24 protein-coding genes are annotated in these 24,732 nt (G+C 64.0%); 10 read left to right on the forward strand and 14 right to left on the reverse strand.

The window, feature by feature from the left end; all coding sequences use genetic code 11:
• The first annotated feature begins 60 nt into the window (after window positions 1–60).
• The 4 genes from ABIE08_RS04130 to ABIE08_RS04145 all read left to right on the forward strand — a co-directional run bounded on the left by ABIE08_RS04130 (window position 61) and on the right by ABIE08_RS04145 (window position 4,613).
• The gene (locus ABIE08_RS04130; RefSeq protein WP_354548963.1) at window positions 61–1,251 is read left to right on the forward strand and encodes a polysaccharide pyruvyl transferase family protein; all 1,191 of its coding nucleotides are present in this window, start codon (window positions 61–63) and stop codon (window positions 1,249–1,251) included.
• 86 nt (window positions 1,252–1,337) lie between these two features.
• Window positions 1,338–2,360 (forward strand): UDP-glucose 4-epimerase GalE, encoded by a 1,023-nt coding sequence (galE, locus tag ABIE08_RS04135; RefSeq protein ID WP_354548964.1) that lies wholly within the window; start codon window positions 1,338–1,340, stop codon window positions 2,358–2,360.
• Window positions 2,361–2,457: 97 nt separating this feature from the next.
• Window positions 2,458–3,507 carry a tRNA dihydrouridine(20/20a) synthase DusA gene (gene dusA / locus ABIE08_RS04140; protein WP_354548966.1) on the forward strand — a complete coding sequence of 350 codons (1,050 nt, stop codon included), beginning with the start codon at window positions 2,458–2,460 and terminating at the stop codon, window positions 3,505–3,507.
• Window positions 3,508–3,617: 110 nt separating this feature from the next.
• Window positions 3,618–4,613 (forward strand): bile acid:sodium symporter family protein, encoded by a 996-nt coding sequence (locus ABIE08_RS04145; RefSeq protein ID WP_354548967.1) that lies wholly within the window; start codon window positions 3,618–3,620, stop codon window positions 4,611–4,613.
• Window positions 4,614–4,708: 95 nt separating this feature from the next.
• Here the strand turns inward: ABIE08_RS04145 and ABIE08_RS04150 are convergent, their stop codons facing one another.
• From ABIE08_RS04150 to ABIE08_RS04160, 3 genes are all read right to left on the reverse strand, one after another.
• Window positions 4,709–4,984, reverse strand: coding sequence for a hypothetical protein (locus tag ABIE08_RS04150; protein ID WP_354548968.1), 276 nt, complete (start codon window positions 4,982–4,984; stop codon window positions 4,709–4,711).
• A 188-nt stretch (window positions 4,985–5,172) separates the two neighbouring features.
• Window positions 5,173–5,349, reverse strand: a complete 177-nt coding sequence (locus ABIE08_RS04155) for a DUF1289 domain-containing protein (RefSeq protein WP_354548970.1) — start codon at window positions 5,347–5,349, stop codon at window positions 5,173–5,175.
• Window positions 5,346–6,149 (reverse strand): adenosylcobinamide-GDP ribazoletransferase, encoded by an 804-nt coding sequence (locus ABIE08_RS04160; protein WP_354548971.1) that lies wholly within the window; start codon window positions 6,147–6,149, stop codon window positions 5,346–5,348. The genes ABIE08_RS04155 and ABIE08_RS04160 overlap by 4 nt, the downstream gene beginning before the upstream one ends.
• Window positions 6,150–6,289: 140 nt before the next feature.
• On the opposite strand from ABIE08_RS04160, the gene cobT reads away from it, so the two are divergent.
• On the forward strand, window positions 6,290–7,318 hold the full coding sequence (gene cobT, locus ABIE08_RS04165; protein WP_354548972.1) for a nicotinate-nucleotide--dimethylbenzimidazole phosphoribosyltransferase: 1,029 nt from the start codon (window positions 6,290–6,292) through the stop codon (window positions 7,316–7,318).
• A gap of 1 nt (window position 7,319) precedes the next feature.
• Here the strand turns inward: cobT and ABIE08_RS04170 are convergent, their stop codons facing one another.
• Window positions 7,320–8,852, reverse strand: a complete 1,533-nt coding sequence (locus ABIE08_RS04170; protein ID WP_354548973.1) for a sensor histidine kinase — start codon at window positions 8,850–8,852, stop codon at window positions 7,320–7,322.
• 78 nt (window positions 8,853–8,930) lie between these two features.
• Between ABIE08_RS04170 and ABIE08_RS04175 the strand changes: the two genes are divergently transcribed.
• Together ABIE08_RS04175 and ABIE08_RS04180 are read left to right on the forward strand one after the other, a co-directional pair.
• Window positions 8,931–9,578 carry a uracil-DNA glycosylase family protein gene (locus tag ABIE08_RS04175; protein WP_354548975.1) on the forward strand — a complete coding sequence of 216 codons (648 nt, stop codon included), beginning with the start codon at window positions 8,931–8,933 and terminating at the stop codon, window positions 9,576–9,578.
• A gap of 129 nt (window positions 9,579–9,707) precedes the next feature.
• The gene (locus ABIE08_RS04180) at window positions 9,708–10,196 is read left to right on the forward strand and encodes an Lrp/AsnC family transcriptional regulator (RefSeq protein WP_029073853.1); all 489 of its coding nucleotides are present in this window, start codon (window positions 9,708–9,710) and stop codon (window positions 10,194–10,196) included.
• A gap of 51 nt (window positions 10,197–10,247) precedes the next feature.
• On the opposite strand, the gene ABIE08_RS04185 is transcribed toward ABIE08_RS04180, so the two are convergent.
• The 5 genes from ABIE08_RS04185 to ABIE08_RS04205 all read right to left on the reverse strand — a co-directional run bounded on the left by ABIE08_RS04185 (window position 10,248) and on the right by ABIE08_RS04205 (window position 14,464).
• On the reverse strand, window positions 10,248–10,934 hold the full coding sequence (locus tag ABIE08_RS04185; RefSeq protein ID WP_354548976.1) for an ABC transporter permease: 687 nt from the start codon (window positions 10,932–10,934) through the stop codon (window positions 10,248–10,250).
• Complete coding sequence (locus ABIE08_RS04190) at window positions 10,931–11,641, reverse strand: ABC transporter permease (RefSeq protein WP_354548977.1); 711 nt, start codon at window positions 11,639–11,641, stop codon at window positions 10,931–10,933. Before ABIE08_RS04190 ends, ABIE08_RS04185 begins: the two co-directional genes overlap by 4 nt.
• Before the next feature lie 71 nt (window positions 11,642–11,712).
• Window positions 11,713–12,477, reverse strand: coding sequence for an ABC transporter substrate-binding protein (locus ABIE08_RS04195; protein WP_354548978.1), 765 nt, complete (start codon window positions 12,475–12,477; stop codon window positions 11,713–11,715).
• Window positions 12,478–12,614: 137 nt separating this feature from the next.
• A complete protein-coding gene (mobA, locus tag ABIE08_RS04200) occupies window positions 12,615–13,238 on the reverse strand; it encodes a molybdenum cofactor guanylyltransferase MobA (protein ID WP_354548980.1) in 624 nt (207 codons plus the stop codon).
• Entirely contained in the window at window positions 13,226–14,464 is a 1,239-nt protein-coding gene (locus ABIE08_RS04205; RefSeq protein ID WP_354548981.1) for a benzoate/H(+) symporter BenE family transporter, read from the reverse strand. Before ABIE08_RS04205 ends, mobA begins: the two co-directional genes overlap by 13 nt.
• An 84-nt stretch (window positions 14,465–14,548) precedes the next feature.
• Here ABIE08_RS04205 and ABIE08_RS04210 point away from each other — a divergent pair, with 84 nt between their 5' ends.
• Window positions 14,549–15,232 (forward strand): GntR family transcriptional regulator, encoded by a 684-nt coding sequence (locus ABIE08_RS04210; protein ID WP_354548983.1) that lies wholly within the window; start codon window positions 14,549–14,551, stop codon window positions 15,230–15,232.
• 207 nt (window positions 15,233–15,439) lie between these two features.
• A complete protein-coding gene (gene rsgA / locus ABIE08_RS04215; protein WP_354551568.1) occupies window positions 15,440–16,408 on the forward strand; it encodes a ribosome small subunit-dependent GTPase A in 969 nt (322 codons plus the stop codon).
• A gap of 12 nt (window positions 16,409–16,420) precedes the next feature.
• Here rsgA and ABIE08_RS04220 read toward each other — a convergent pair whose 3' ends face one another.
• The 5 genes from ABIE08_RS04220 to ABIE08_RS04245 form a co-directional block, all read right to left on the reverse strand.
• Window positions 16,421–17,623: a TCR/Tet family MFS transporter gene (locus tag ABIE08_RS04220; RefSeq protein WP_354548984.1), complete on the reverse strand. Its 1,203-nt coding sequence runs from the start codon at window positions 17,621–17,623 to the stop codon at window positions 16,421–16,423.
• Window positions 17,624–18,107: 484 nt separating this feature from the next.
• Complete coding sequence (locus ABIE08_RS04230; RefSeq protein ID WP_354548985.1) at window positions 18,108–19,943, reverse strand: ATP-binding protein; 1,836 nt, start codon at window positions 19,941–19,943, stop codon at window positions 18,108–18,110.
• Window positions 19,940–21,148 (reverse strand): SIR2 family protein, encoded by a 1,209-nt coding sequence (locus tag ABIE08_RS04235; RefSeq protein ID WP_354548986.1) that lies wholly within the window; start codon window positions 21,146–21,148, stop codon window positions 19,940–19,942. The genes ABIE08_RS04230 and ABIE08_RS04235 overlap by 4 nt, the downstream gene beginning before the upstream one ends.
• A gap of 116 nt (window positions 21,149–21,264) precedes the next feature.
• Window positions 21,265–21,744 (reverse strand): VOC family protein, encoded by a 480-nt coding sequence (locus ABIE08_RS04240; protein ID WP_354548988.1) that lies wholly within the window; start codon window positions 21,742–21,744, stop codon window positions 21,265–21,267.
• A 474-nt stretch (window positions 21,745–22,218) separates the two neighbouring features.
• Window positions 22,219–22,491 (reverse strand): hypothetical protein, encoded by a 273-nt coding sequence (locus ABIE08_RS04245; protein ID WP_354548989.1) that lies wholly within the window; start codon window positions 22,489–22,491, stop codon window positions 22,219–22,221.
• Here ABIE08_RS04245 and ABIE08_RS04250 point away from each other — a divergent pair.
• Window positions 22,490–24,697, forward strand: coding sequence for an arylsulfatase (locus ABIE08_RS04250; RefSeq protein WP_354548990.1), 2,208 nt, complete (start codon window positions 22,490–22,492; stop codon window positions 24,695–24,697). The genes ABIE08_RS04245 and ABIE08_RS04250 overlap by 2 nt on opposite strands.
• The last annotated feature ends 35 nt before the right edge of the window (window positions 24,698–24,732 follow it).

Consider the following 24,732-nt stretch of genomic DNA (forward strand, 5'->3'; position numbering starts at 1 on the left):
CAACTGCGCGCAAACCGCTCGTCAAGAGCGGATCCCTGGGGGGATAAGGAGGAGGCCGGAATGGCACGTTTGCTGGTGATAATGCCGTCAGGCGAAATCTACGATCACGACTCGGTCCGGTGGTATCAGTACCAGGACGTCCAGCGCTCAATCGATCGCTATCACAACATTGGCGATGCGTTCGTCTTCGATTCCTCGTTGAAGCTGCTGAACTTCGACAAGATCGGCATCCTCGAGATCAACAAGCCGGACTGGCCCAGCCTGGACCGGCTGCGCGAGGAATATGACTACGTCCTGCTGCGCGGATCCAACTACATCCATGGCGAGATGGAGTGGCATGACACCGCTGCGGTCCTGAAGAAGCTCGGCCTGCCGGTGCTCGCCTTCGGCATCGGCGCGCAGGCTCCCGTCAAGGGGCGCATGGAGCTGTCGGAAGCGACGCAGGAGGTCCTCCGCGTCATCGCTGACCTCAGCACGTCGATCGGCGTGCGCGGCGCTTTCTCGGCCGAGGTTCTGGCCGATCTCGGCATCCACAATGTCCGCATTGTCGGCTGCCCCACGGCGTTCCGTCGGCTCGATCCCGACATGAATATCAAGTTGGGTCCGCTGGCCGACATCGAGAAGGTAGGCGTCACCCTTCGCCGCGAGGTCTCGCCGACCTACGCCCAGAACATCGAGCGCTATCTCACCTTTCACCGCGACCTGGTGAAGTCGTTGGCGCGCCGTTTCGACACCGTGCTGATGGCCCAGGGCGAGGTGGAGGAGAAGAAGCTCGTCTTCGGCACCGACGCGCAGAAGGAAGAGGCGATCGCGTCGCTGCGCGCCAATGGCTGGGCCTCGAAATGGTATCTCGATCCCGAAATCGAGCGGCTCTATCGCGAGCGGCTGTTCTATTCCGATGTCGTGGCCGACTACGAGACCCTCGTCCGCCAGCAGCATCTCGTGCTGGGCTACCGGCTGCATGGCAATCTGATGGCGCTCGCGAACGGCGTGCCCTCGGTCTATTTCACCTATGACAGCCGGACGGCAGAGTTCGCCGAGACCTACCGGATCCCGAGCTTCGACGTGTTCCGGGATGGCGGCTTCGTGCTCGAGGACTATTGGGAACAGTGGCGCTACGACGGGTTCAACGCTGCCTGGCGCAACGTCTATGACGAAACCCGCAAGTTCCTGATCGAGAACAAGATCGACAATAAGCTGATCGATCGCGCCACGCGGACGAGTGGTGCTGGCATGCTGAAAGTGGCCTGAATGGGTGAGCTACCGAGAGCTTGGATCCGATCGGCGCCGATGACATTGCCTTCTTCTGAAGAGACGAGCCAAAACAGGAGTTCGACATGACTGTCCTCGTCACTGGTGGCGCAGGCTATATCGGCAGCCACATGGTGCTAGCGCTTGCCGATGCGGGACGCGAGACGATGGTTCTCGACGACCTGTCGACCGGCTTCGTCGCCCAGGTGCCGGACGGCGTCCCGCTGGTTCGGGGGGACTGCGGCGACGAGGCCCTGTTGAAGCGGCTGATCCGCGAATTCGGCGTCACCGCGATCGTGCATTTCGCGGGATCGATCGTCGTGCCGGACTCGGTCACCAATCCGCTCGGCTACTATCTCAACAACACGGTCCGGTCGCGCGCCCTGATCGCCGCCGCCGTCGAGGGCGGGGTGCGCAACTTCATCTTTTCCTCGACCGCCGCTGTCTATGGCGAGCCGGAGGTCAGCCCGATCGCCGAGAGCTCGGCCATGCAGCCGATCTCGCCCTATGGCGCGTCGAAGCTGATGACGGAATGGATGCTGCGGGATATCGTGGCGGCGCATGACATCCGCTCGGTCGTCCTGCGCTATTTCAATGTTGCCGGCGCCGATCCGCAGGGCCGTTCGGGCCAATCGTTCCCGCGCGCCACACATCTGATCAAGCTCGCCTGCCAGGCGGCCCTCGGCCAGCGTTCGCATCTCGACGTGTTCGGCCAGGACTACGCTACGCCGGACGGCACCTGCGTCCGCGACTATATCCATGTGAGCGATCTTGCCCGCGCGCATGTGCTGGCGCTCGATCATCTGGAGGATGGCGGAGAGAGCCTGACCATGAATTGCGGCTATGGCCGTGGTTTCTCGGTTCTCGAAGTCATCGAAGCGGTGAAGCGCGTCTCCGGCGTCGACTTCGAGGTGCGTCTCGCCCCCCGCCGCGCCGGCGATCCCCCCTCGCTGGTCGCCGCGACGGACCTCATCCGCTCGCGCCTCGGCTTCAAGCCGGCACGCGACGACCTCGATCTGATCGTTGCCGACGCCTTGCGCTGGGAATTGGCGCTGCAGCAGAACGCCCAGGCTGCCGTCAGCAAGCGGGAGCCGGCACTGGCAGGCTGACGCCGGGCCATGGCGGGATCGCAGGATTGGCCAAAAGGGCCGGAGATCGCCTATAGAAGGGGCGAATGGCACCTAATCTCCGGCAAGACTTGTAACTATGCAGCAATATCAAAGACATAAGCTGTCCGTCGCTCCAATGATGGATTGGACCGATCGGCATTGCCGCTATTTCCATCGGCTGCTGTCGAGCGAAACGCTGCTCTATACCGAGATGGTCGTCGCCGAGGCGATCCTGCATGGCGACCGGCAGAAGCTGCTCGGCTTCGATCCCTCGGAACAGCCCGTCGCGCTGCAGATCGGCGGATCGGACCCGGTCAAGGTCGGCGAGGCGGCGCGCATCGGCGCCGAGATGGGCTATGGCGAGATCAATCTCAATGTCGGCTGCCCTTCAGACCGAGTGCAATCCGGTACGTTCGGCGCCTGCCTGATGCGCGAGCCGCAGCGCGTCACCGATTGCGTCGCCGCCATGAAGGCCACCGTGTCGATCCCGGTGACCGTAAAGTGCCGCATCGGTGTCGACGATCAGGACCCGGAGGAGGCGCTCGATACGCTCGCCAACCTGCTGGTAGCCGCAGGCGTCGATGCGCTCTGGGTGCATGCGCGCAAGGCCTGGCTGCAGGGGCTGTCGCCGAAGGAAAACCGCGATATCCCGCCGCTCGACTATGACCGCGTCTACCGCCTGAAGGCGCGCCTGCCGGATCTCTTCATCGGCATCAATGGCGGCATCAAGTCGCTCGACGAGGCCGAGGGGCATCTCGCGCATGTCGACGGCGTCATGATCGGCCGCGCCGCCTATCAGGAGCCCGAACTGCTGGCTGCAGCCGACCGCCGGATCTATGGCAAGGATCGGCCGGACGCGGAGCCGCGCGAGATCATCGAGGTGATGCTGCCCTATATCGAGGCGCAGCTTGCCGCCGGCACGCCCCTGAGCCACATGGCCCGCCATATGCTCGGCCTCTATCACGGACGTCCCGGTGCGCGCCGCTTCCGCCAGATCCTGACGATCGAGGGTGCCGGGCGCAGCGCCGGCATCGACGTGTTCCATCGTGCCATGGACGCGGTCGACGAGATCACGGCAACGGTCGCGGCCAGCGCCGCCGAAAGCGCCGCCTATGCCGCCGCGAACGAGACGGTGGCCGCCGTCTAAGTCAAAGGTGCTGTGTCCGTAAGTCGCTTTCTCGCCAGCCTCTGTCTCGCTATGGATGGGGGACCCATCCGCCCCGGCGGATTCCTTTCTGCAATGAAAGCGCTCCCGACATGACGATCCGCGGTTTCACAATCGACGGCTTCCTGATTGCGCTGGTCCTCGTGGTCATCGCAGCGATTGCCTTTCCCGGCCCCGGCGAATCCGGAGGCGTCCTGCACATGGACGCGATCGCGACCTATGGCGTCGCGGTGATCTTCTTTCTCTATGGCCTGACCCTGGCGCCCGAGCGAATGCATGCCGGCATCCGGCACTGGCGCGTTCACATCGCCGTTCAGCTTTGCACCTTCGTCCTGTTCCCGATCGTCGTGCTGACCCTGGGCACGCCGCTCAAAGGCTTCATCCCGGAGGAAGTCTGGATCGGCTTCTTCTATCTGGCGGCGCTGCCCTCGACGGTTTCGTCCTCCGTCGCGATGACGTCGCTGGCCCGGGGTAACGTGCCGGTCGCGATCTTCAATGCGACGCTCTCCAGCCTGATCGGCGTTTTCGCAACGCCGTTGCTGATGGCGTGGTTCCTGTCGTCGACCGGCGTCGGCATGCCGCTTTTGCCGGTGATCGGCAAGATCGTGCTGCTGGTGCTGCTGCCGATCATCGTCGGCCAGATCGCCCGCCATTGGCTCTATGGCTGGGCCACGCGCAACATCAAGGCGATCCGCCTCGCCGATCGCGCGATCATCCTGGCGATCGTCTACAACTCCTTCGCCGACTCGATCGCAGAAGGCGTCTGGGCCGGCCATGACGTCAGCCTGATCGCGGCGATCATCGTCGGTGTGATCGCGCTGTTCTTCATCATCTACGGCCTGATGCTGATCCCATGCCGCTTGATGGGGCTGAACCGGCCCGACACGATCGCCTGCCTCTATTGCGCTTCGAAGAAGTCGCTGGCGACGGGCGTGCCACTCGCAAAGATCATGTTTGCGAGCTCGCCGGCGCTGGGGCTGATCATTGCGCCGATCATGCTCTATCACTTCTGCCAGCTGCTGATCGTCAGCGTCATGGCAAATCGCGAGGGACGCCGCGCGATTGCCGAGGCCCACGCCGCGGCGTGAAGCTGCCGCCCGAAGGGCATTCTCGCGGAGTACAAAGCGGTCGCCTTGGCGGCCGCTTTTTCGTTTTGGTAGAGGGCCGCTGCTTCGTCTCGCGGCTAGTTCTGCTGCAGCAGTTGCTTCGTCGCGGGCACCGCCTGCTGGAGGCCGGGATCGACGCCCGGATTGAGCGTCACCTTGCGGTCTGAACAGGTGCATTTGTAGCCTGTCTGCCCCGCCTTGTTGGTGAACTCGCTGGTTTCGCAACTGGTCAGCTTGTTGCTCAGCTGCTTCTGCGTGCAGCGACCGCCGGTGACCACCGTTGCCGCCTGAGCCGCGGCGGACATCATTGCAACGGTAAGAAGCGCGGCTGAGATCGAGGTCAAGCGTTTCATGATAGCCCTCTGCGAGGCCAAGGCTGCGATATTGCCCCCCGGCGACCCATCCGTATGGCAGAACCGGACGGCTCCGTATGATGGCAATCACACGCTGCGGCGACTGGGTTTAGACGGCGCCTGGACCTTCGATTTCTCGGCGATTTCCTGCGAACTTCAGATCGCAGCTGCGCCAGCGATCGGGCCTGTCAGACGTTCGCCCTCGCCAGGCTCTCCAGCCGCTCGGGCAAGCGGCTCATCACCGCGCGGCGCTGATCGTCCGTCATGCGCGACCATTGGCTGATCTCGTCGAGGCTGCGGCCACAACCCTCGCAGAGCTCCGAATCGGGATCGAGCACGCAGACGCTGATGCAGGGCGAGATCATGTCGCCGCGACGATCGCCATCAGATAGGTGACGAGCGCGATCTGCTGGGCAGCGCCCAGCGTGTCGCCGGTCTGCCCGGCAATCTGCGAGGCGCAGAGAAGCTGGAAGGCATAGGTTGCCGCGCCGGCGACGAGGAGGGCGACGACGGCCGGGAGGATTCCGGTTCCGATCGCGCCACAGATCAGCGCCGCCACCACGGCGATGCCGATGGCGGTCAGGCTGGTGTCACGGGAAGGCCGTCCGGTGGCGCTGGCGAGGCCTTCGAAGCGCGCCGGCGGCAGGGCCGCCCAGAGCTGGACGATCGCTGCGCGGCTGACGATTTCCGCGCCGATCAGCGCGGTGGCGACCGGCCAGGCGCCGTAGGGCAGCAGGTTGGCGATCAGCGTCGTGCGGAGCAGCAGCGACAGGATCAGCGCTACCGCGCCAAACGTGCCGATCCGGCTGTCGCGCATGATCTCCAGCTTGCGCGTCGCGGTCGTGCCACCGCCGAAACCATCGGCAGTGTCGGCAAGACCATCCTCATGCAAGGCGCCGGTGAGCGCGATCGTCGCTGCTAGCGAGAGGGCGGCGGAGGCCAGCAGGGGCAGGCCGAGCGCGTGGGCGAGCAGCAGGGCGATGGCGCCGACAAGACCGACCAGCAGCCCGACGCCCGGGAAGGCGCGGGCCGCGATCGTGAAATCGGGCCGCCGATCCGCGGCCACGCCCATCCAGGCGGCCGGCAGCCGCGTCAGGAAGGCTGTCGCCACCGCGAGTTCCGACAGGGAGTTGCGAAAGACGGTCCGGTACTGGTCATCGGTCATGGCAATTGCCCCCGTCGGCGGATCGTCGCACCGACTCGGCGTCATCGACGCTTGCGGTACGCTGGAGGAGGGTTATAGATCGCCCGCCGCCGGCCGCAAAGTGTGCCGATCCATCCACCCCGCACCTAGCCGAGATACGCATGGCCCGCTCCGCTTCCGGACTTCCCTTCGACGACATTCGCGCGCTCTTCGACGAGATGCCGGGGCGCGACGAAGCGGCCGTGCTCGCCATCCGGGCGCGCGATGCGCAACTGACCAAGCCGGCCGGTTCGCTCGGCCGGCTGGAGGATCTCGCCGAATGGCTGGGCGGCTGGCAGGGCCGGGCGCGCCCCGCCGTCACCCGTCCGCTGGTCGCGATCTTCGCCGGCAATCACGGCGTCGCGGCGCAGGGCGTCTCCGCCTACCCGTCCAGCGTCACCCAGCAGATGGTCGAGAACTTCGCCGCCGGCGGCGCGGCGATCAACCAGATCTGTATCGTCTACGATCTCGGGCTGAAGGTGTTCGACCTCGCGCTCGACCTCCCGACCGGCGATATCACGGTGGAGCCCGCGCTGGACGAAGCCGGCTGCGCCGCCACCATGGCGTTCGGCATGGAGGCGACGGCGGGCGGCATCGACCTGCTGGCGATCGGCGAAATGGGCATCGGCAATACGACGATCGCCGGCGCCGTCGCAGCCGGCCTGTTCGGCGGCACAGGCCGCGACTGGGTCGGACCCGGCACCGGCGTCGACGCCGAAGGCGTAGCCCGCAAGGCAGCCGTCATTGATAGGGCGCTGGAGCTGCATTCCGCGCATTTGCGCGATCCGCTGGAAGTGCTGCGCCGCCTCGGCGGGCGCGAGCTTGCGGCCATGGCGGGCGCGATCCTGGCCGCCCGGATGAGCCGCATCCCGGTCATCATCGACGGCTATGTCGCCACCGCCGCCGCCGCGGTGCTCTACAAGATCAACCCATCCTCGCTCGACCATTGCCAGTTCGGCCATGTCTCGGCCGAGCCGCCGCATGCCAGGCTGCTGGCGGCGATGGGCAAGACGGCGCTGCTCGATCTCGGCATGCGTCTCGGCGAAGGCACGGGCGCGGCCATGGCCGCGGGCCTCGTCAAGGCGGCGGCGGAGATCCACACCGGCATGGCGACCTTCGCGCAGGCCGGCGTCTCGGGCAAGGCGGACTGATCTAGCCGGCCGAGCGCCAGAGAATGACGTTCTCGTGGGCGGGAATGTCCTCGCTATGGGTCTCCAGCACGCGGGCGCGCGGCAGGCACAGGGTCGCAACCGTGCCGGCCCCCATTGTCGAGCGCAGCTCGAAGGTGCCGCCATGGAGACGGATCAGCGCCTCGACCATCGGCAGCCCCATTCCGGCGCCCGGCTTGGCCATGTGAATGGCGCTCTCGCCCTGCTGGAAGGGCGAGAGAACGAGGGCAACCTCCCGGGCCGGAATGCCCGGGCCTGTGTCGCGCACGGAAACGTATTGCCCGCCGCCCGCCGTCCAGCCCGCCTGAAGCGTGACCGTGCCGCCGGCGGGCGTGAACTTCACCGCATTCGAAAGCAGGTTGAGCACCGCGCGCCGGAGGCCGGCGGGGTCCGCCCGCACCAGCGGCAGCTCGGGTTCGACATCCAGCACGAGACGGAGGTCGCGGCTGCGTGCTTCGCCCGCGACCATGCTTTCGCAGGCGCGCACGATCGCCTCCAGCGCGACGGGCACCTCGTGCAGCTCATAGCGTCCGGTTTCGAGCCGGGAGAGGTCCAGAATCTCGTTGATCAGCGACAGCAGGTGGCCGCCACTCGCATGAATGTCGCCGGCATATTCGCGGTAAGTGCCGTTCTGCATCGGCCCGAGCACTTCGTTCTTCATCACCTCGGAGAAGCCGAGGATGGCGTTGAGCGGCGTGCGCAATTCGTGATTCATCGTCGCCAGGAAGCGCGAGCGCGCCAGCCTGGCTTGGTCGGCGAGTTGAAACGCGTGTTCCGCCTGCTCGCGCGCGGCCAGCAGTTCCTCGGAAAGACGCGCATGCTCGGCACGAGCGAGGATTCCCTCGCGGATTGAGCGACGCTCGCGCACCGAGAGACAGACGAAGAAGATCGCGGTCGCACCGGATAGCCAGGCGAGCGCGACCGGCAGAGGCTCCTCGCGAAACGCGAACAGGGCGACGAGGGTCAATGCGGCGGGTGCCGTCGCAGCTGTCACGGCCGCGGGCAGGGCCGCCGCGAGGGCCGTGGCGGCACAGGCAACGGCCAGCAGGATGGCGAACTGGAAAACCGCCGCCTCGGGTCCATGCTCCGCCGAGAGCAGGACGAGAATTCCGACCCAGCTCAGGCCGCAGAAACATTCCGCGACCACGAACAGCCCGCTCCAGAGCCGCGTGTCGATCGCCTCCGGCTTGCGATAGCTGAGGCACAAAGCGCCGAGCAGCGCGTGGCTGCAGAGGGCGACGAGGCTCCACACGACGACCGAGGCCGACGGCAGCCAAGCAGAAGCCAGCCCGGCCGCCAGCAGAATGAGAGCCCCCATGGCCGGGCTGCCGGCAAGCCGGCTTCGCGCGTAGCTGGCAAGAAGGGCCCGGCGCAGGTGCAACTTGGCAGGGTCGAAACTGGGGGCGGTGGTATCCGGATCGGCGATGTCGTCGACGCCCCCGCGGCGCCGTTCAACGCGGCCGCTGGGCAGGGGAGTTGTTTCGGTGTCGACCGTTGCCGCCGTCAGGCCTTGCATCCCACGACTTCCTTGAAGGAAGCACTCTAGCTAGTTGCTGAATTTGCGTTTCGAACGCTTAATGCCAACTTGATGAGCATGGTTAAGTCATTGCTAAATCCCGCCCCGCCGGCCCCTGACGACCTGGACCAACTGGTTGAGGAGATCCGCCAATGCCGGATCTGCGTCGACCAGCCGCGCGGCCGGCCCCTGCCGCATGAACCGCGCCCGGTCGTCCGCGCCTCCGCCACCGCCCGCATCCTGATCGCGGGTCAGGCGCCGGGCACGCGCGTGCACGCATCCGGCAAGCCGTTCACCGATCCCTCGGGAGATCGGCTGCGCGATTGGATGGGCGTAGGCGAAGCGGAATTCTATGACGAGGCGCGGATCGCCATCGTCCCCATGGGCCTCTGCTTTCCGGGGCTCGATGCCAAGGGCGGCGATCTGCCGCCGAGGCGCGAATGCGCACCCGCCTGGCGCAACGCGCTGCTGGACCGGATGCCGGCCGTCGATCTGGTCCTCGCCGTGGGGCTCTACGCGCAGCAATTCCATCTGGGCAAACGCGTGCGCGGCAGCCTGACGGAGACGGTCGCCGACTGGCGGGCTATTCTGGACGAGACCCATGCGCCGAGGATCCTGCCGCTGCCGCATCCCTCGTGGCGAAACTCCGGCTGGATCAAGCGGAATCCTTGGTTCGAAGCCGAGCTGCTGCCGGTCTTGAAAGGCCTGGTGGCCGCGCGACTTTAAGCGCCGAGTTGACAACATCCGCCGAAATAAGCATTCATCACGGAATAATATTCTCAATTGCCAGACGAAAAAAGTAGTCATTGGAAAATGATGCTCCCATCGTCCGGGCCCAAGGCAGAGGGTTCCTGAATGATTGACCGGCTCGACCGAAAAATCCTGCAAATCCTGCAGGAAGACGCCACCATCCCCGTCGCGGAAATCGGTCGGCGAGTCGGCCTTTCGACCACGCCCTGCTGGCGGCGCATCCAGAAGCTGGAAGAAGACGGCGTCATCACCAAGCGCGTTGCCGTCCTCGACCCGAAGAAGGTGAATGCCAAGGTCACCGTGTTCGTCTCGATCACGACCAGCCAGCACAATGAAGAATGGCTGAAGCGCTTCGCGGAAGTCATCCGCGACGTTCCCGAGGTGGTCGAATTCTACCGCATGAGCGGGCAGGTCGATTATCTGCTGCGCGTCGTCGTGCCGGACATCGAGGCCTATGACCTGTTCTACAAGCGCCTGATCTCGCGCATCGACATTGCCGACGTTTCCTCGGCTTTCGCGATGGAGCAGATCAAATACGCAACGGCGCTGCCGCTGAACTACATCCCGCTCGAAAAAGACAAGGGCATGGCATAGGGGTTTCACTCTCTGCCATCCAGCGCCGCGGCGGGCTACCCTGCCGCGCGCTCAGGCGGATCGCATGTGTCGCGTCAGGCGGTGTTCAAGCTTGTCCCAGACACGGCGGATGATCTCGACCACCACCAGATAGAGCACGGCCGCCCAGAGATAGACCTGGAAATCGAACGTGCGGGAATAGGCGAGGCGGGTGACGCCCATGAGGTCGAACACGGTCACGATCGCCGCCACGGATGACCCCTTCACCATCAGGATCACTTCATTGCCGAGCGGACGTAGTGCGATCAGCATCGCCTGCGGCATCACGATCTTGCGGAAGATCTGCCGCGGCCGGAGGCCGAGCGACATCGCGGCCTCGCGCTGGCCTGCCGGCACGGCGCGGATCGCGCCCCGCAGGATCTCCGCCTGATAGGCGCCGGTATTCAGCGTGAAGGTGAGCACGCAGCAGAAGAAGGCGTCCCGGAACAGCCACCAGAGGCCGATCGCTTCGAGCTGCGTCCGGAACTGGCCGGCGCCGTAATAGACGAGGAAAACCTGCGCCAGCAGCGGCGTGCCGCGGAAGAAATACATGTAGCCGAACGAGATCGCCCGCAGGATGCGGCTCCGGCTCATTCGCGCCAGCGCGACGGGGATCGAGAGCAGCGCGCCAAGCGTGATCGAGATGACGACCAGTTGCAGCGTGACCACCAGGCCCTGCAGCATGCGCGGGCCATAAGTGGCGAGAGCGTCCCAATTCATGACGCTCTCCTCAGGCCGCGATTGGCCCAGCGTTCGATCGCGACGATGCCGATCGACGAGATCATCGACAGCGCCAGGTAGATGAGGCAGGCGACGCCGAAGAACAGGAAGGGCTCCTTGGTCACCCGAACGGCGAGGCCCGTCTTGCGCAGCAGATCGTCGAGCGCGATTACCGAGACGAGCGAGGTGTCCTTGAGCAGGATCAGCCAGAGATTGGCGAGGCCTGGAAGTGCGAGACGCACGAGCTGCGGGATGATGACCAGCCGAAGCGTCGTCGACGGCCGAAGCCCGAGCGCATAGGCGGCTTCATACTGACCGCGCGTGATGTTGTTGAAGGCGCCGAGGAACACTTCAGACGCATAGGCCGAGAAGACCACGCCGAGCGCCACCATGCCGGCGATGAAGCCATTGACCTCAACCGTCGCGTCGCTGAACAGCCCGATGATGCGTTGCAGCGCGATCTGGCCGCCGAAATAGACGATGAAGATCGTCAGCAGCTCCGGCAGGCCGCGAAATACGGTCGTATAGGCGTTACCGAAGGCGCGGAGATAGCGGTTGGGGCTGCGCTTGGCCAGGGCGACCAGGAAGCCCAGCGCCAGGCCAAAGGGAACGGTAGCCAAAGCGAGCCGGATCGTGAGCCAGGTGCCTTGGAGCAGTTCGTCGCCCCAGCCATCCGGCCCGAAACTCAGCAGTCTCAGTAGATCCACGCCGCCCGTCCCCCCACGGTCCTTTCATATGGAACCGCGAGGCAGGGTGCGTGCCCTGCCTCGCGAGATCCCTATTCCTTCCAGATCGAGAAGGGGAAGTACTTGGCGTTGATCTTGTCGTAGGTGCCGTCGGCCTTGATGGCGAGGATGGCCGCGGAGATCTGGTCGCGCAGATCACTGTCTTCCTTGCGAACGGCGGCGCCGACGCCGTCGGTCGGCAGGTCGGTGCCGACGAACTCGTAGTTGGCGCCATCCGCCGTCTTCAGCCAGTCGAGGCCGGGCAGCTTGTCGACGAAAAGCAGGTCGATGCGGCCTGCCACCAGGTCGAGATTGACCTCATCCTGGGTCGGATAGAGCTTGATGTCGGAGCCCTTGTACTTCTCTTCAAGTTCGGTCGCCTGCACGGTCGAGGACTGCGCGCCGATCGTCTTGGCCTTCAGGCCTTCCGGCGAGGTGTCCTTGATGCCGGCGCTCTTGGGCGCCACGAAGGAGGAGGGCGACTGGTAGTAGGGGCGGGAGAAGTCGATGACCTTCTTGCGCTCGTCGGTGATCGACATGGACGAGATGATGGTATCGAACTTTCCGGCCTGCAGCGCCGGGATCAGACCATCCCAATCCTGGACGGTGAAGGTGCACTCGGCCTTCAGGTTCGCGCAGATCGCCTTGGCGATATCGACGTCGAAGCCACCGACCTGGCCGTCCGCGCTGACGGAATTGAACGGCGGGAACGCGCCTTCGACGGCGACCCGGATGTTCTTCCATTCCTTCGCCTGAACGGCGCCGGAGACAGCCATCAGGGCCAAAGCCGCAATGGCGACCCGCTTCACGATACGCATATTGAATTCCCTCTGACGCGCGTTTCTACCGGAATTGGAGCGCCGGTCCTTGCGCCGCTTCCCTGGCCGGCACCCTCTTGTGTCATCTTCCCACCTTTTGCGGGCGGGCCGCAACTGTCCTGGAATTCAAAGCAGTTTCAGGCCGGACGGGGAACACCAAGCCATGCGTCCGCCTCGTCACGTTCCTCAGGCGTGTTGAGATTGAGGAACGGATCGGGTCCGTGCAGAGGCAGTTCGAAATTGACGACCGCAAAGCCGCAGGAGGCCAGGAAAGCCCGCACGCCCTGGCTTTTGGCGGTCAGGCGCCATTCCTCCAGGACATCGGCCAGCGCCACGGGCCAGAGGGCGACGACGGGGTGGTCGCGGTCGCCCGATGCGGCAATGGTGATCCGGCGGGCATCGCTCTGGCGTGCGGCCAGTTGCGCCACCAGGTCGACGGGGAAGAATGGTGTATCGATCGGCACGGTGGCGACAAAGTCCGGTCGCACGGCCAATGCCTCGGCCCAACGCAGGCCGGCGAGCACGCCGCCCAGCGGCCCCGTATCGGGTCGGTCATCTGGCAGGACGGGCAGGCCATAGGAGGAGAACCGGGCCGGATCGCCATTGGCGTTGATCGCAAGTGTCTCGACCTGCGGGCCGAGCCGGGCAATCGCGCGTTCGATCAATGGCTGCCCGCCAAGCTGCACGAAAGCCTTTTCGCGGCCCATGCGGCGCGAATTGCCTCCGGCGAGGATCAGTCCTGCTATCGTCATCGGCTCCATTTTCGGTTGAGGAGCATGAAGGCTCCGCCCGCGACTATTCCCCAGAATGCCGCTCCAACACCGAAAAAGGAAAGGCCCGACGCTGCTGTTACAAACGTCACGATTGCCGCATCTCTGTGCGCCGCGACGCCGATCGCGCCCGCCAGCGCGCCGCCAAACGCACCGAGAAGGGCGAGGCCGGTCGCGGCCTGGATCAGGACCTGCGGCGCTGCCGTGACAAGGGCGGCGGCCAGCGTGGCGCCAAGCCCCAGGAACAGATAGGCGACGCCGCCCGCGAACGAGGCGACCCAGCGCCGCGCAGGATCGGGATGCGAATCGGGTCCCGCGCACATCGCCGCCGTGATCGCCGCGAAATTCAGCGTATGACCGCCGAGTGGCGCCACCAGGACGCTGGCGATGCCGGTGCCGAGAAACACCGGCCCCACCGGCGGCTCGTAGCCATTGGCCCGCATCACCGCGATTCCCGGCAGGTTCTGCGAGGCCATGGTGACGATGAAGAGCGGGATGGCGAGGGAAATCAGCCCCTGGAAGGTGAAGCTCGGCACGATGAAGACGACGTCGGGGATGGCGTGATCGATCGCCAGTCCGCCGGGCGGAAGGGTCCAGACAATCAGCGCCACGGCGGTCGCGACCGCCGCCGGAACGGCCCAGATCCGCCGGATTCGGCCGACAATCGCCCAAACCAGAACGACGGGGAGGGCGAGGCCGGGCTGCAGACCAACCGCCTTGGCAGGAGCGAGGCAGAGGCTGAGGAGGATGCCCGCCAGCATGGCGCTCGCCAGCACGGGCGGGATCGCCGAGACGATCCGACCGAACGGCTTGATCAGACCGGCCGCGATGATCAGCACGCCGGTAAGGATGAAAGCGCCGACCGCGGCGGGAAAGCCGCCCTGGATCAGGCCCGTCGCGGCAAGCAGCACCGAACCCGGCGTCGACCAGGCGATGGTGATCGGAATGCGGTAGCGTTGGCTGAGCACGATCCCCAGAACGCCTTGCGCGATGCAGATCGCCAGCAGCCCGGAGGCGGCCTGCGCCTGCGTTGCGCCAACGGCTGTAAATCCTTGCAAAACAACGGTGAACGTACTCGCGAAGCCGACAAAGGCGGCGATGATCCCCGCCAGGATCGGCTGGGTCAGCCCGGCCGATCGGCGCGGGGAGCCAGGGCCGCCTTCGGCTGGGCTCACCCTCTCGAGATCGGTGGTGCGGGCCTCGGTTCGCATGTCCATCGTCGCTGTCCACATTGCATTCGGTCAACGAATTGTTAGATTGGATCCAATCGACAGGCAAGGGTGGATCGAGGAGGCCATGGGATGACTAGCGCGCTGTCGCAACTGCTCGAAGCCGCGCCGCCGCGCTATCGTACGGCCACCGAATATGTCGAGGCGACGCTGCGCGAGGCGATCCTTTCGGGGGCAATTGCTCCGGGTACCCCCCTTCGCCAGGAGGAGCTGGCCACCACCTTCAAGGTCAGCCGGATGCCGATTCGTGAGGCATTACGGCAACTTGAGGCGCAGGCCCTGGTCGATTTCGAGCCGCATCGCGGCGCCGTCGTGGTCCAGATCACGCTGCTCGACGCGATGGACAATTACGCCATCCGCGCGGCGCTCGAACCGCAGGCGCTGCGCCTCTCGATCCCGAATCTGACCGAGGAGGATTTCACCATCGCCGAGGAGATCCTGGCCGAGATCGACCAGGAGACGGATCCTGGCCGGATGGGCGAGCTGAACCGCCGCTTCCACATGACGCTCTATGCGCAAGCCGGCCTGCCGCGCCTGATTGCGCTGACCGAACAACATCTTGCGTCGGCCGACCGGTATCTGCGCTTCCATCTGGCGGCAATCGGCGACATGGGCCAGGACGAACATCACGACATGCTGGCCGCCTGCCGGGCCGGTGACGAGGCCGGCGCGCTCGACGCGCTCGCCCGCCACCACGGCCGCGCCAGCACGGCGATGCGCGCCTTCTTCGAGGCCCGCGAGGCTCCCAGGGGTTGACGCGCTTGCGCCGGGCGGCGGCGGGGGCCTATAGAACCCGACGTCGGACGGTCGCCGCCAACCGTGCCGCAGGCGGATTTTCCGTTAGCCTGGCGTTAGCCCCCTGTTACCCGGGAAACTGTCCATGACGATGACGCCCAAACGCCTGGCCCGATCTTGAGCGACCTGCGGATCGACCCGGCCGCCGAACCCTCGACGCTGGCGGGGATGGGCTGGTCGAAATTCTTCGCCGACCAGATCGGACCCGACGATGCCGGCCTGGTGCCGATGCGGATCGCGACCGTGCACCGGGCGCGGATGAGCGCCGTCTCGGTCGATGGTCCCCACCGGATGATGCTACAGCCCCATACCAACACCGGCGACTATGCGGTGGGCGACTGGGTGCTGGTGGAGCCGGGCACCAACTGGCTGCGCCGCCGGATCGAACGCAAGACGCTCCTGCAGCGCCGGATCGAGGGCGGCACCCAGCCGCAACTGACCGCCGCCAATGTCGACACGCTGTTCATCGTCACCTCGTGCAATGCCGATTTCAACGTCGCCCGGCTGGAGCGCTATCTGGCGCTCGCCAACCAGGCCGGCACCCGGCCGGTGATCCTGCTCACCAAGGCCGACGCCGTCGAGGACGCCGATGCCTATGCGGCGCAGGTGACGGCGCTGCAGCGGGGGCTCGAATGCGTCACGCTGGATGGCCGCAGCGGCGCGGCGGCGGCAGCGCTTGCGCCCTGGTGCGGGGAAGGGCAGACGGTGGCGCTGATCGGCTCCTCCGGCGTCGGCAAGTCGACGCTGCTGAACACGCTGGCCGGCCCCGATCAGGATGCGCCGCAGCAGACCGGCGGCATCCGCGAGAGCGACGCCAAGGGCCGCCACACCACGACCTCGCGCTCGCTGCACCGGATCGCCGGCGGCGGCTGGGTGATCGATACGCCGGGCATGCGGACGCTGCATGTCAGCGACGCGGCCGAGGGCATCGAGCAACTGTTCGCCGAAATCACGGAACTCGCGCCGAACTGCCGGTTCCGCGATTGCACGCATGAGCACGAACCCGGCTGCGCGGTGCAGGCGGCGGTCAAGGCCGGCACGCTCGACCCCGACCGCCTCAGCCGCTGGCGCAAACTCCAGGACGAAAACCGCGCCAAGACGCCGGTTCTGAAGGGCCCCCGGGGCAACAAGCGCTGAGCCGTTTCCGGCTCAGCCTTCAGCCAGGACAGGATCGGCCGCCGGCGGCTTGAACCGCAACCCGAGCACCAGCGGCACGCTGATCGCGTAGACCACGACGACCGCCAGCCAGATCGCCCCGGGCCACTGATCCTGGAACAGGAAATAGAGGCTTGAGAAGGTGAGCGGCCCGACGATCGTCGCGAGGCTGACGGTCGACGCCAGCACGCCCTGGAACTGGCCCAGCTGGCTTTCGTCGACCTGCCGGGTCGCCAGCGATTGCAGCGCCGGCACGCCGATGCCGCCCAGCGCGAAGATCGGCATGATCGCAAAGACGATCCAGCCTTCGCTGGCGAACGCGATGACCATCAGCGCGATCGACGCGCCGGCGACGCCCGTCAGGATGGCGCCGCGTTCGCCGAGCCATTTTACCGCCGGGCCGGGCAGGAATGCCTGGGCAAGCGCCTGGCAGATGCCGAAGGCGCCGAGCGAGAGCCCGATCCACAGTCCGTTCCACTGGAAGGCATCCTGGCCCCACAGCGCCCAGCAGGTGCCGTACGCCTCGCCGGTGGCGCTGAAGACGAAGAAGATCAGGATGATCGGCAGCAGGCTCTTCATCGAGAAGACCCAGCGCAGCGGCCGGATCGGATTGAGGGCCGCCAGTTTGATCGGCTCACGGCTGGGCGCGCGCGACTCCGGCAGGACGAAGAAAGCCAGCAGCAGGTTGCAGCCGTTCAGCAGTGCCGCGGCGATGAAGGGCAGGCGCAGCCAGGCGTCGCCGAGCACGCCGCCCAGCACCGGCCCGATGATGAAGCCGATGCCGAACATGGCGTTGAACAGGCCGAAACGGCGTGCGCGCTGATCTTCCGGCGAGATGTCGGTGATGTAGGCGGTGGCGACCGCGATATTGGCGCTTGTCAGCCCGGCGATGGCGCGCCCGAGCAGCAGCATCCAGAGGCTGGGCGCAATGGCTAGGAACAGATAGTTGACCGCCGCGCCGGCGAGCGAGATCAGCAGCACGGGGCGACGGCCCAGCCGGTCGCTGAGCGAGCCCAGCACCGGTGCGAAGATGAACTGCATGACGGCATAGAGCGCGGTCAGGATGCCGATGTAGGCGGTGACGTTTTCGGATTGGGTGACGTCGCGCAGCAGCGACGGCAGGATCGGGAAGATGAGACCGATGCCAACGGCATCGAGGACGATGGCGGTGAAAATGACGGTGAGGGGTTTGCTCATGGCGCGTTCCGATAGGCGCAAGCATGCCGGCACCGTTCGGCGTCAGGGGCTTGCGGGGAGGCCTGTAAGTCAGGCGGTGTCGTTCCGGGAGACGCTGGCCGGACCGTGCGTGCAATCGCAGGGCCGGCTTGTGCTTGACCGCCTGGACGATAATTCGTCCACCTGTTTACTCCGCCAGTGAGCGGATCAAGGGAAGCGGTCGCTTTTCGCGACGGAAGGCATGTACGCCGCTTGGCGCCGCGTCACAAGTGGTTTTTCGCTATGGATCTCAGCAGGGTTATTGCACGCATTGGCCGTTGCCTGCGGCCATCTTGGCGATTGCACGCATGAGCAGCAGCCCGGCCGCGCCGTTTAGGCGTTAGAGGCCGGCACGCTCGACCCCGACCGCCTCAGCCGCTGGCGCAAACTCCAGGACGAAAACCGCGCCAAGGCCCCGGTTCTGAAGGGGCCGAGGGGGAACAAAAGGGAAAGCTAGGCCCCTAGATTATTTACCGGACATTCGCTCAGCGATGCGTCCTATGCCCTCGATACTCGGGGCACTTTTGGACCATCCGGCAGCGTACGAGATGTCGTTCGATTGCGGCCGCTTGCCCTCAGGCAGGTATGTTAGCTTGATTCTCGCAGGCAGAGCCGCCGCTTCGCCAACGAACAATGCTTCACGCCGAGGCAGCGACGGTAGCAGTCTCAATAGACCTGACATAGTATCAGGAAGAAAGCGGCCAACATGCTCTTGATCGCTGCCATTTGTCAGCCGAAGCACGAGCCAAGAGTTGCATTGCGAAAGCACAGTGCTCTCAACGTCCGAAGGACGCTGCGAAACGAGCATCAGTCCAATACCATATTTGCGTCCTTCTCGCGCGATCCGACGAATAGCGTCTTGGGCAGCAGCATACTGTGCTTCGCCGCGATCAGGCACATACCGATGAGCCTCTTCACAAACAAAGAGAATCGGATCTGATTCTCGTTCAGCTCGGGTCTGTGCGAGTTTGTATGAGAACAGCAGCCTAGCCAGCGCTGCAGTCAGAGGTCCCGCGACCTCTGTAGGTAGCCCGGATATATCGAGTATTCGAATTGAGGAGTTGGGGCGCTGAGAGTCAGAACCAATAAATTGGGCAAGAATCTCGGAAAGTGAAGGGTCTCCGGCGGCATGATTCCGCATCAAGAATGAAATTCGGCGGTCTAAGCGAAGGACCGTAAGCTTATCGATGATGGATGAGAACTTCTGCTGGTAGTCACCATCTGTAAGTGGTTTCCAGGAAGATCCAACTGATCTATTGTTCTGACAGACCTCTATATGGTTCCTAAATTCTTCTAGGTCAAACGGCAGGGGCCAGTCACGGTCAAACTGTGCGATTTCGGCCATTGTCCTGCCAGGGGCGGGGCGGGGTAGATCAGGGTGCCTCGAAGGATCAGTATTTCTTTCAGGATCAGTCGCCGCGATAACGAGGCCAGCGGCGTGCATTCGCGCGTGCGCGAGCGCCTTGTACACAACGTTGGACTGCGAAGTGGCCTCAAACTCGCCTTTTCCAACGACGAGGCGTCGGAACTCGTCGCTAGACATTAACCAGTAAGGAAGCGTCACCTGCTTGGGTGCGCCGTCCTCTAAGCCTGAGTCCTCGTATGCCCTGAAGACTGTCGCCCGTGACCCGAAAGCGGGGCCGTACTCGCCGTGGGGATCTATGATGACTATACGGGGTCGAAATGACGTGTCTCCGCTAGCCTTGTGATCTAATACGGAATGGAGAATTGCCGCCACGGCGGTGGATTTTCCAGACCCCGTTGAACCTAGAACAGCAAAGTGGTGTCCGAACAGCTTGTCCATATCAGCATGACAAGCAACACTATCCGCACTTGCGTACGCGCCAAATGATATGAGCTTATTCGGTCCCGCGTCGTTATGTTTCTCGATGGCAGTATAAAGGCGGCGCGTTTCTGAGGACGTAACTAGGAAAACTGCGTGCAGGGGTAGAGGAGAATTTCGCACTCCTCGGTCAAACTGAAGCGTCTCAGTTGTCTTTATCCAGCGGGCCTCACCAAAAAGGTCCGCCTCGAGGACACGTCTATCGGGTCCTTCAGTAGCGCCCTGAGCAGCGGCCTCTTCTTCCGTCTGAAGACGCAGAAGTCTGACCATTGCGAACAGGACGGTTCTCCCGATGTGCAGCTTGATCAGGCTTCCGATCTGGCCGACAGGGTAAACGGTACCGCCGTGCGTTTGTACAAGCTCGGTCAAGTCCCGACGCAGGGAGACCTTAATGGTTGTGCCAGAAGTCTCGAAAATGGTGCCAATTTGCAGAGTCGGGTTGAGATCAAAGTCTTTCAATCAATCTGCTCCGCAACATCTGCTGGCAACCCATCTTCCAAAAATGAAGTGGCGCCGGAAAAGCTCCACCAATCTCGCTTTGCGCCACTGCTAGTTGCCCCGAAAAAGGGGCCATCTGGGCCGCGATAGAGCCCATCCTCTGTGATGACAAAAATTCTATTTCCCGCGCTGCTACTGCCCCAACGTTGAAGCTTGGCGTTACGTGATTTCGAAAAAGCTACGAGGGTGGTTTTATTGTCGGGGTGAAGGAGACTTTGCTCAATGATTGCATCAATATGATCGTCACCAAATGAGTATCCGCACGTAAATAATACTTGTTGACGATTGTTTGCGAGTAACCTCCTAAACCTCTCGAACAGAAATCCGAACGGGTCTTCGCGTGTTGCCATATATTTAGTGGATTGGGGATATATGACAACATTGCCGTTTGCATTTGAACGGTCGGGGTAAAGGTCGTCATGCCTAACACGGAAAACGCGACCTGCTTCGGCTCCGCTTCTGTACCAGTCTATTGATCCGTGTAGCTTGGTAATGAGCGCTCTAGTTCTGGAGTTTTGCTGGGAAAGCTCCAGTGCCTGTTCATCCCACGATGCAATTGCTCCGCCTACAAAGCCATCACCATATGGTACCAACTCCAGCGCCAGCGCGTCTTCGAGCAATGTGTCGTAGTTTGTTGTAACAAAATGTACGGCATCGCGCCGGTCGTCGAGCCCTGCACGGTTTACCTTGTACAGTGAGCGGATAAACCGACGATGGTGCTCAATATTGACGATTGGCTTCTCTTTGTTGCCTATCTGTTCAGGTTCAACGTCGTTCGCCGGGCGATATCCCCACCTTAGAATGTCTCGGATGTGACGTAGGATGGTGTGGTGGGCATCTTGCAGTGCAATCTTATGCACGCGAATTGTTCCGATCGCGGCCTTCTTGTCTTTCGACCGTTCTGCCAGCGCTATTAAGTCGCCGAAGTGGCTCAGTACATGCTCGATATGGAGATCGATTGGAAGATCGTCGCTAATCATCTTAATGAGATCACGCGTGCCACCCCCGCTTTCGTCCTTTTCAAGTAGTTGGAAGATACGATCGGTGAGTGGAAACATTAACGGTAGACCGGCCTCAAAGCTGATTCCAGCACCCGTGAGCCAAACTTGCCGCGGGGCCCTCAGATGCATATCCAACTGGCGCGCAGTTTCAGCACATCCGGTCATCCAGAGTCCCTAGGTTTTGAATCATCAACAGCTGCAGCTATGGTAGCTGCAATCTGTGATAGTAGAAGGAAAAAGTGCTGACGCAGGGGGTGCCCATCCTGGCCTGCCAACATCTTTTAACCTCTCCTTGCTGCCTCGATCTTGGCGACGTCGATCTTCTTCATCTCCATCATCGCCTCGAAGGCGCGCTTGGCTTCGTCGCCGCCGGCCGCCATCGCGTCCGTCAGCACGCGCGGCGTGATCTGCCAGGAGATGCCCCATTTGTCCTTGCACCAGCCGCACATGCTTTCCTGGCCGCCATTGCCGACGATGGCGTTCCAGTAGCGGTCGGTCTCTTCCTGGCTGTCGGTTGCGATCTGGAACGAGAAGGCTTCGCTGTGCTTGAACGCGGTGCCGCCATTGAGGCCGATGCAGGGGATGCCGGCGACGGTGAAATCGACCGTCAGCACGTCGCCCGCCTTGCCGGAAGGATAATCGCTGGGCGCCTTGTGGACGGCATGCACGGCGCTGTCGGGAAACGTCTTGGCGTAGAAGCGGGCGGCTTCCTCGGCGTCCTTGTCGTACCAGACGCAGATCGTGTTCTTGGCAATGGCCATCGCTTTTCCTTTCGATTTCGACCCGATCGCGGCCGGGCTAACCAGACGACGAATGCCGAGGCTCCATTTCGACACGAAGCGCTCGGGGCGTGCGAAATTTTTCCAGCGGGCCCTGCCTGGCCCGGCTGGCAGCCATAGCTTGCCATCGGCTCCAGGCGTTGCCTCGCTGGCCGGCAAGCACTCCATCTCGCCAATATGGCGCGCCAGGCGGCAGCCTCGGCGGCGCGCGAGGAGGGGTGAAGGTTCGCGTCCCTCGCCGCTTACGCGCTGGGATGCCCGCGTCCGACTCATCGCATCCGGGCGGTTGCCGGCAGGTTCACGCGCCGATTGTAACAACATCGTGCTTTCCTGCGAGGGAAACGATATTTGAGGCTCCGTCGCGTTTCGGTATCGTGGCGACGGCGGGCGAGGAAGTCCTCACTCTGCGCGTAAGTCATTCGGTTCGTATTCCATAGTATATTTCATGCCGGCAATTCACGCTGCTTGCGAGAGGTCTGCCATGATTTCAAAGCGATTTTTCTCCTTCTTCATGCTTTCTTCCAGCCTGTGCATCGCGGCCGCCCATGCGCAGACGATTACCGGAACGCCCGGGTCGCCGAGCGCGACGCAGACGATCGACGGCCGGCAGATCCCGGCGCCGCCGCTACCCTTTGGCGGCACGATCAATTTGGACGCGCCGAGCTCGAAGCCGTTCTGGCCGCCCACGGTGGTGCCGCCCGCCGGTGCGCCGAACATCCTGCTGATCATGACGGACGATGCCGGCTATGGCGTCTCCAGCACGTTTGGCGGTGTCATCCCGACCCCGGCGCTCGACCGCGTCGCCAATGCCGGCCTCCGCTATACGCAGTTTCATTCAACCGCGCTCTGCTCGCCGACGCGGGCGGCCCTGATCACCGGACGGAACCACCATTCGGTCGGCTTCGGCGTCGTGACGGAACAGTCGACCGGCTTCCCCGGCTATGATTCCGTCATCGGGCCGGAGAATGCGACGGTCGGCGAGATCCTGAAGGAGAATGGCTTCACGACATCCTGGTTCGGCAAGAACCACAACACGCCGAGCTTCCAGTACAGCCAGGCCGGACCGTTCAACCAATGGCCGGTCGGCATGGGCTTCGATTATTTCTACGGCTTCATGGGCGGCGAGACCAACCAGTGGACGCCCTATCTCTTCAAGAACACTACCCAGGTTTTCCCATGGGTCGGCAAGCCCGGCTACAACCTGACCACCGACCTTGCCGACAACGCCATCGACTATCTCCGGCAGACCGAGGCCGCCGCGCCGGACAAGCCGTTCTTTCTCTATTTCGTGCCGGGCGGCACGCATGCGCCGCATCAGCCGACGCCGGAATGGATCGCCAAGTTCAAGGGCAAGTTCGACATGGGCTGGAACGCCATGCGCGACCAGATCTACGCCAACCAGAAGCGCCTCGGCGTCATTCCCGCCAACACCGCGCTGACGCCCTGGCCGGACAGCCTGCCGAAATGGGATACGCTTTCGGCCGATGACAAGAAGCTGTTCGCCCGCCAGGCCGAGGTCTACGCCGCCTATGTCGCCTATACCGACCACGAGATCGGCCGCGTCATCCAGGAGGTGGAGGACCAGGGCAAGCTCGACAACACGCTGATCATCTATATCGAGGGCGACAACGGCACGAGCTCCGAAGGCTCGATGAGCGGCACGCCCTTCGATCTCGCGGCGCTGCAGGGCATTGATGTCCCGGTCGAGAAGCAGCTCCAATTCTACGATGCGTGGGGCTCGGACGTGACCTCGCCGCACATGGCGACGCCCTGGGCCTGGGCCTTCGATACGCCGTTCAAATGGACCAAGCAGATCGCCTCGCATTTCGGCGGCACGCGGCAGGGCATGGCGATGGCCTGGCCGGCGCGGATCAAGGATGCCGGCGGCATCCGCCACCAGTTCCACCACATGATCGATATCGTGCCGACGATGCTGGAAGCGACCGGCGTCCGGGCGCCGCTCTCGGTCAACGGCATCGCACAGCGCCCGATCGAGGGCGTGAGCATGGCCTATAGCTGGGACAAGGCGAATGCCGATGCGCCATCGGCGCGGACGACGCAGTATTTCGAGATGTTCGGCGACCGGGCCATCTATCACGATGGCTGGATCGCCTCGACCACGCCGCCGCAGCCGCCCTGGCTGATGGGGCTTGCAAAGATGCCGGATGTCATCGGCGGCTATGACTGGGAACTCTACAACCTCGCCGAAGACTATTCGCAGAACAACGACCTCGCCGCCGCCAACCCGGCCAAGCTGCAGGAACTCAAGGACCTGTTCCTCGTCGAGGCGGCGAAATACAACGTCTTCCCGCTCGACAATTCGATCGTCCAGCGCCTGCTGGCGCCGCGTCCGTCTCCCACCGCAGGGCGGAACAGCTTCAGCTATTCGGGCCAGGTCTCCGGCGTGCCGGCCAGCGCCTCGCCCGATCTCCTGGCGCGGTCCTACACCATCACCGCCGAGGTCGAGATCCCCGACAGCGGCGCGGAAGGCATGCTCGCCACGCTGGGCGGTCGCTTCGGCGGCTATGGCTTCTATCTGCTCAAGGGCAAGCCGGTCTTCGCCTACAACCTGCTCGCCCTCGAGCACTTCCGCTGGGCCGGCAAGGACGCGCTGACGCCGGGCAAGCACACCGTCGCGTTCGAATTCACCTATAATGGCCCCGGCCCGGGCAAGGGCGGCACCGGCGTGCTCAAGGTCGACGACGCGGAGGTCGATCGCCAGCCGATCCCGAACTCCACGCCGTTCCTGATGACGATCGACGAAACCTTCGATGTCGGCGTCGACACGCGCTCTTCGGTGAACGACGCGGACTATCAGGTTCCCTTCGCCTTCACCGGCAAGCTCGACAACATCACCTTCAAGCTGGGCCCGACCCAACTGACCGCCAACGACCAGGCGGCGGTGCGGACCAAGCTGGCGCGTGCGAGGGACTAGCGTCCGGGAACGGGCTGGGGCGGACACGCCGCCCC

This window comes from Kaistia defluvii (genome assembly GCF_040548815.1).
GTDB classification, from domain to species: Bacteria; Pseudomonadota; Alphaproteobacteria; order Rhizobiales; family Kaistiaceae; genus Kaistia; species Kaistia defluvii_A.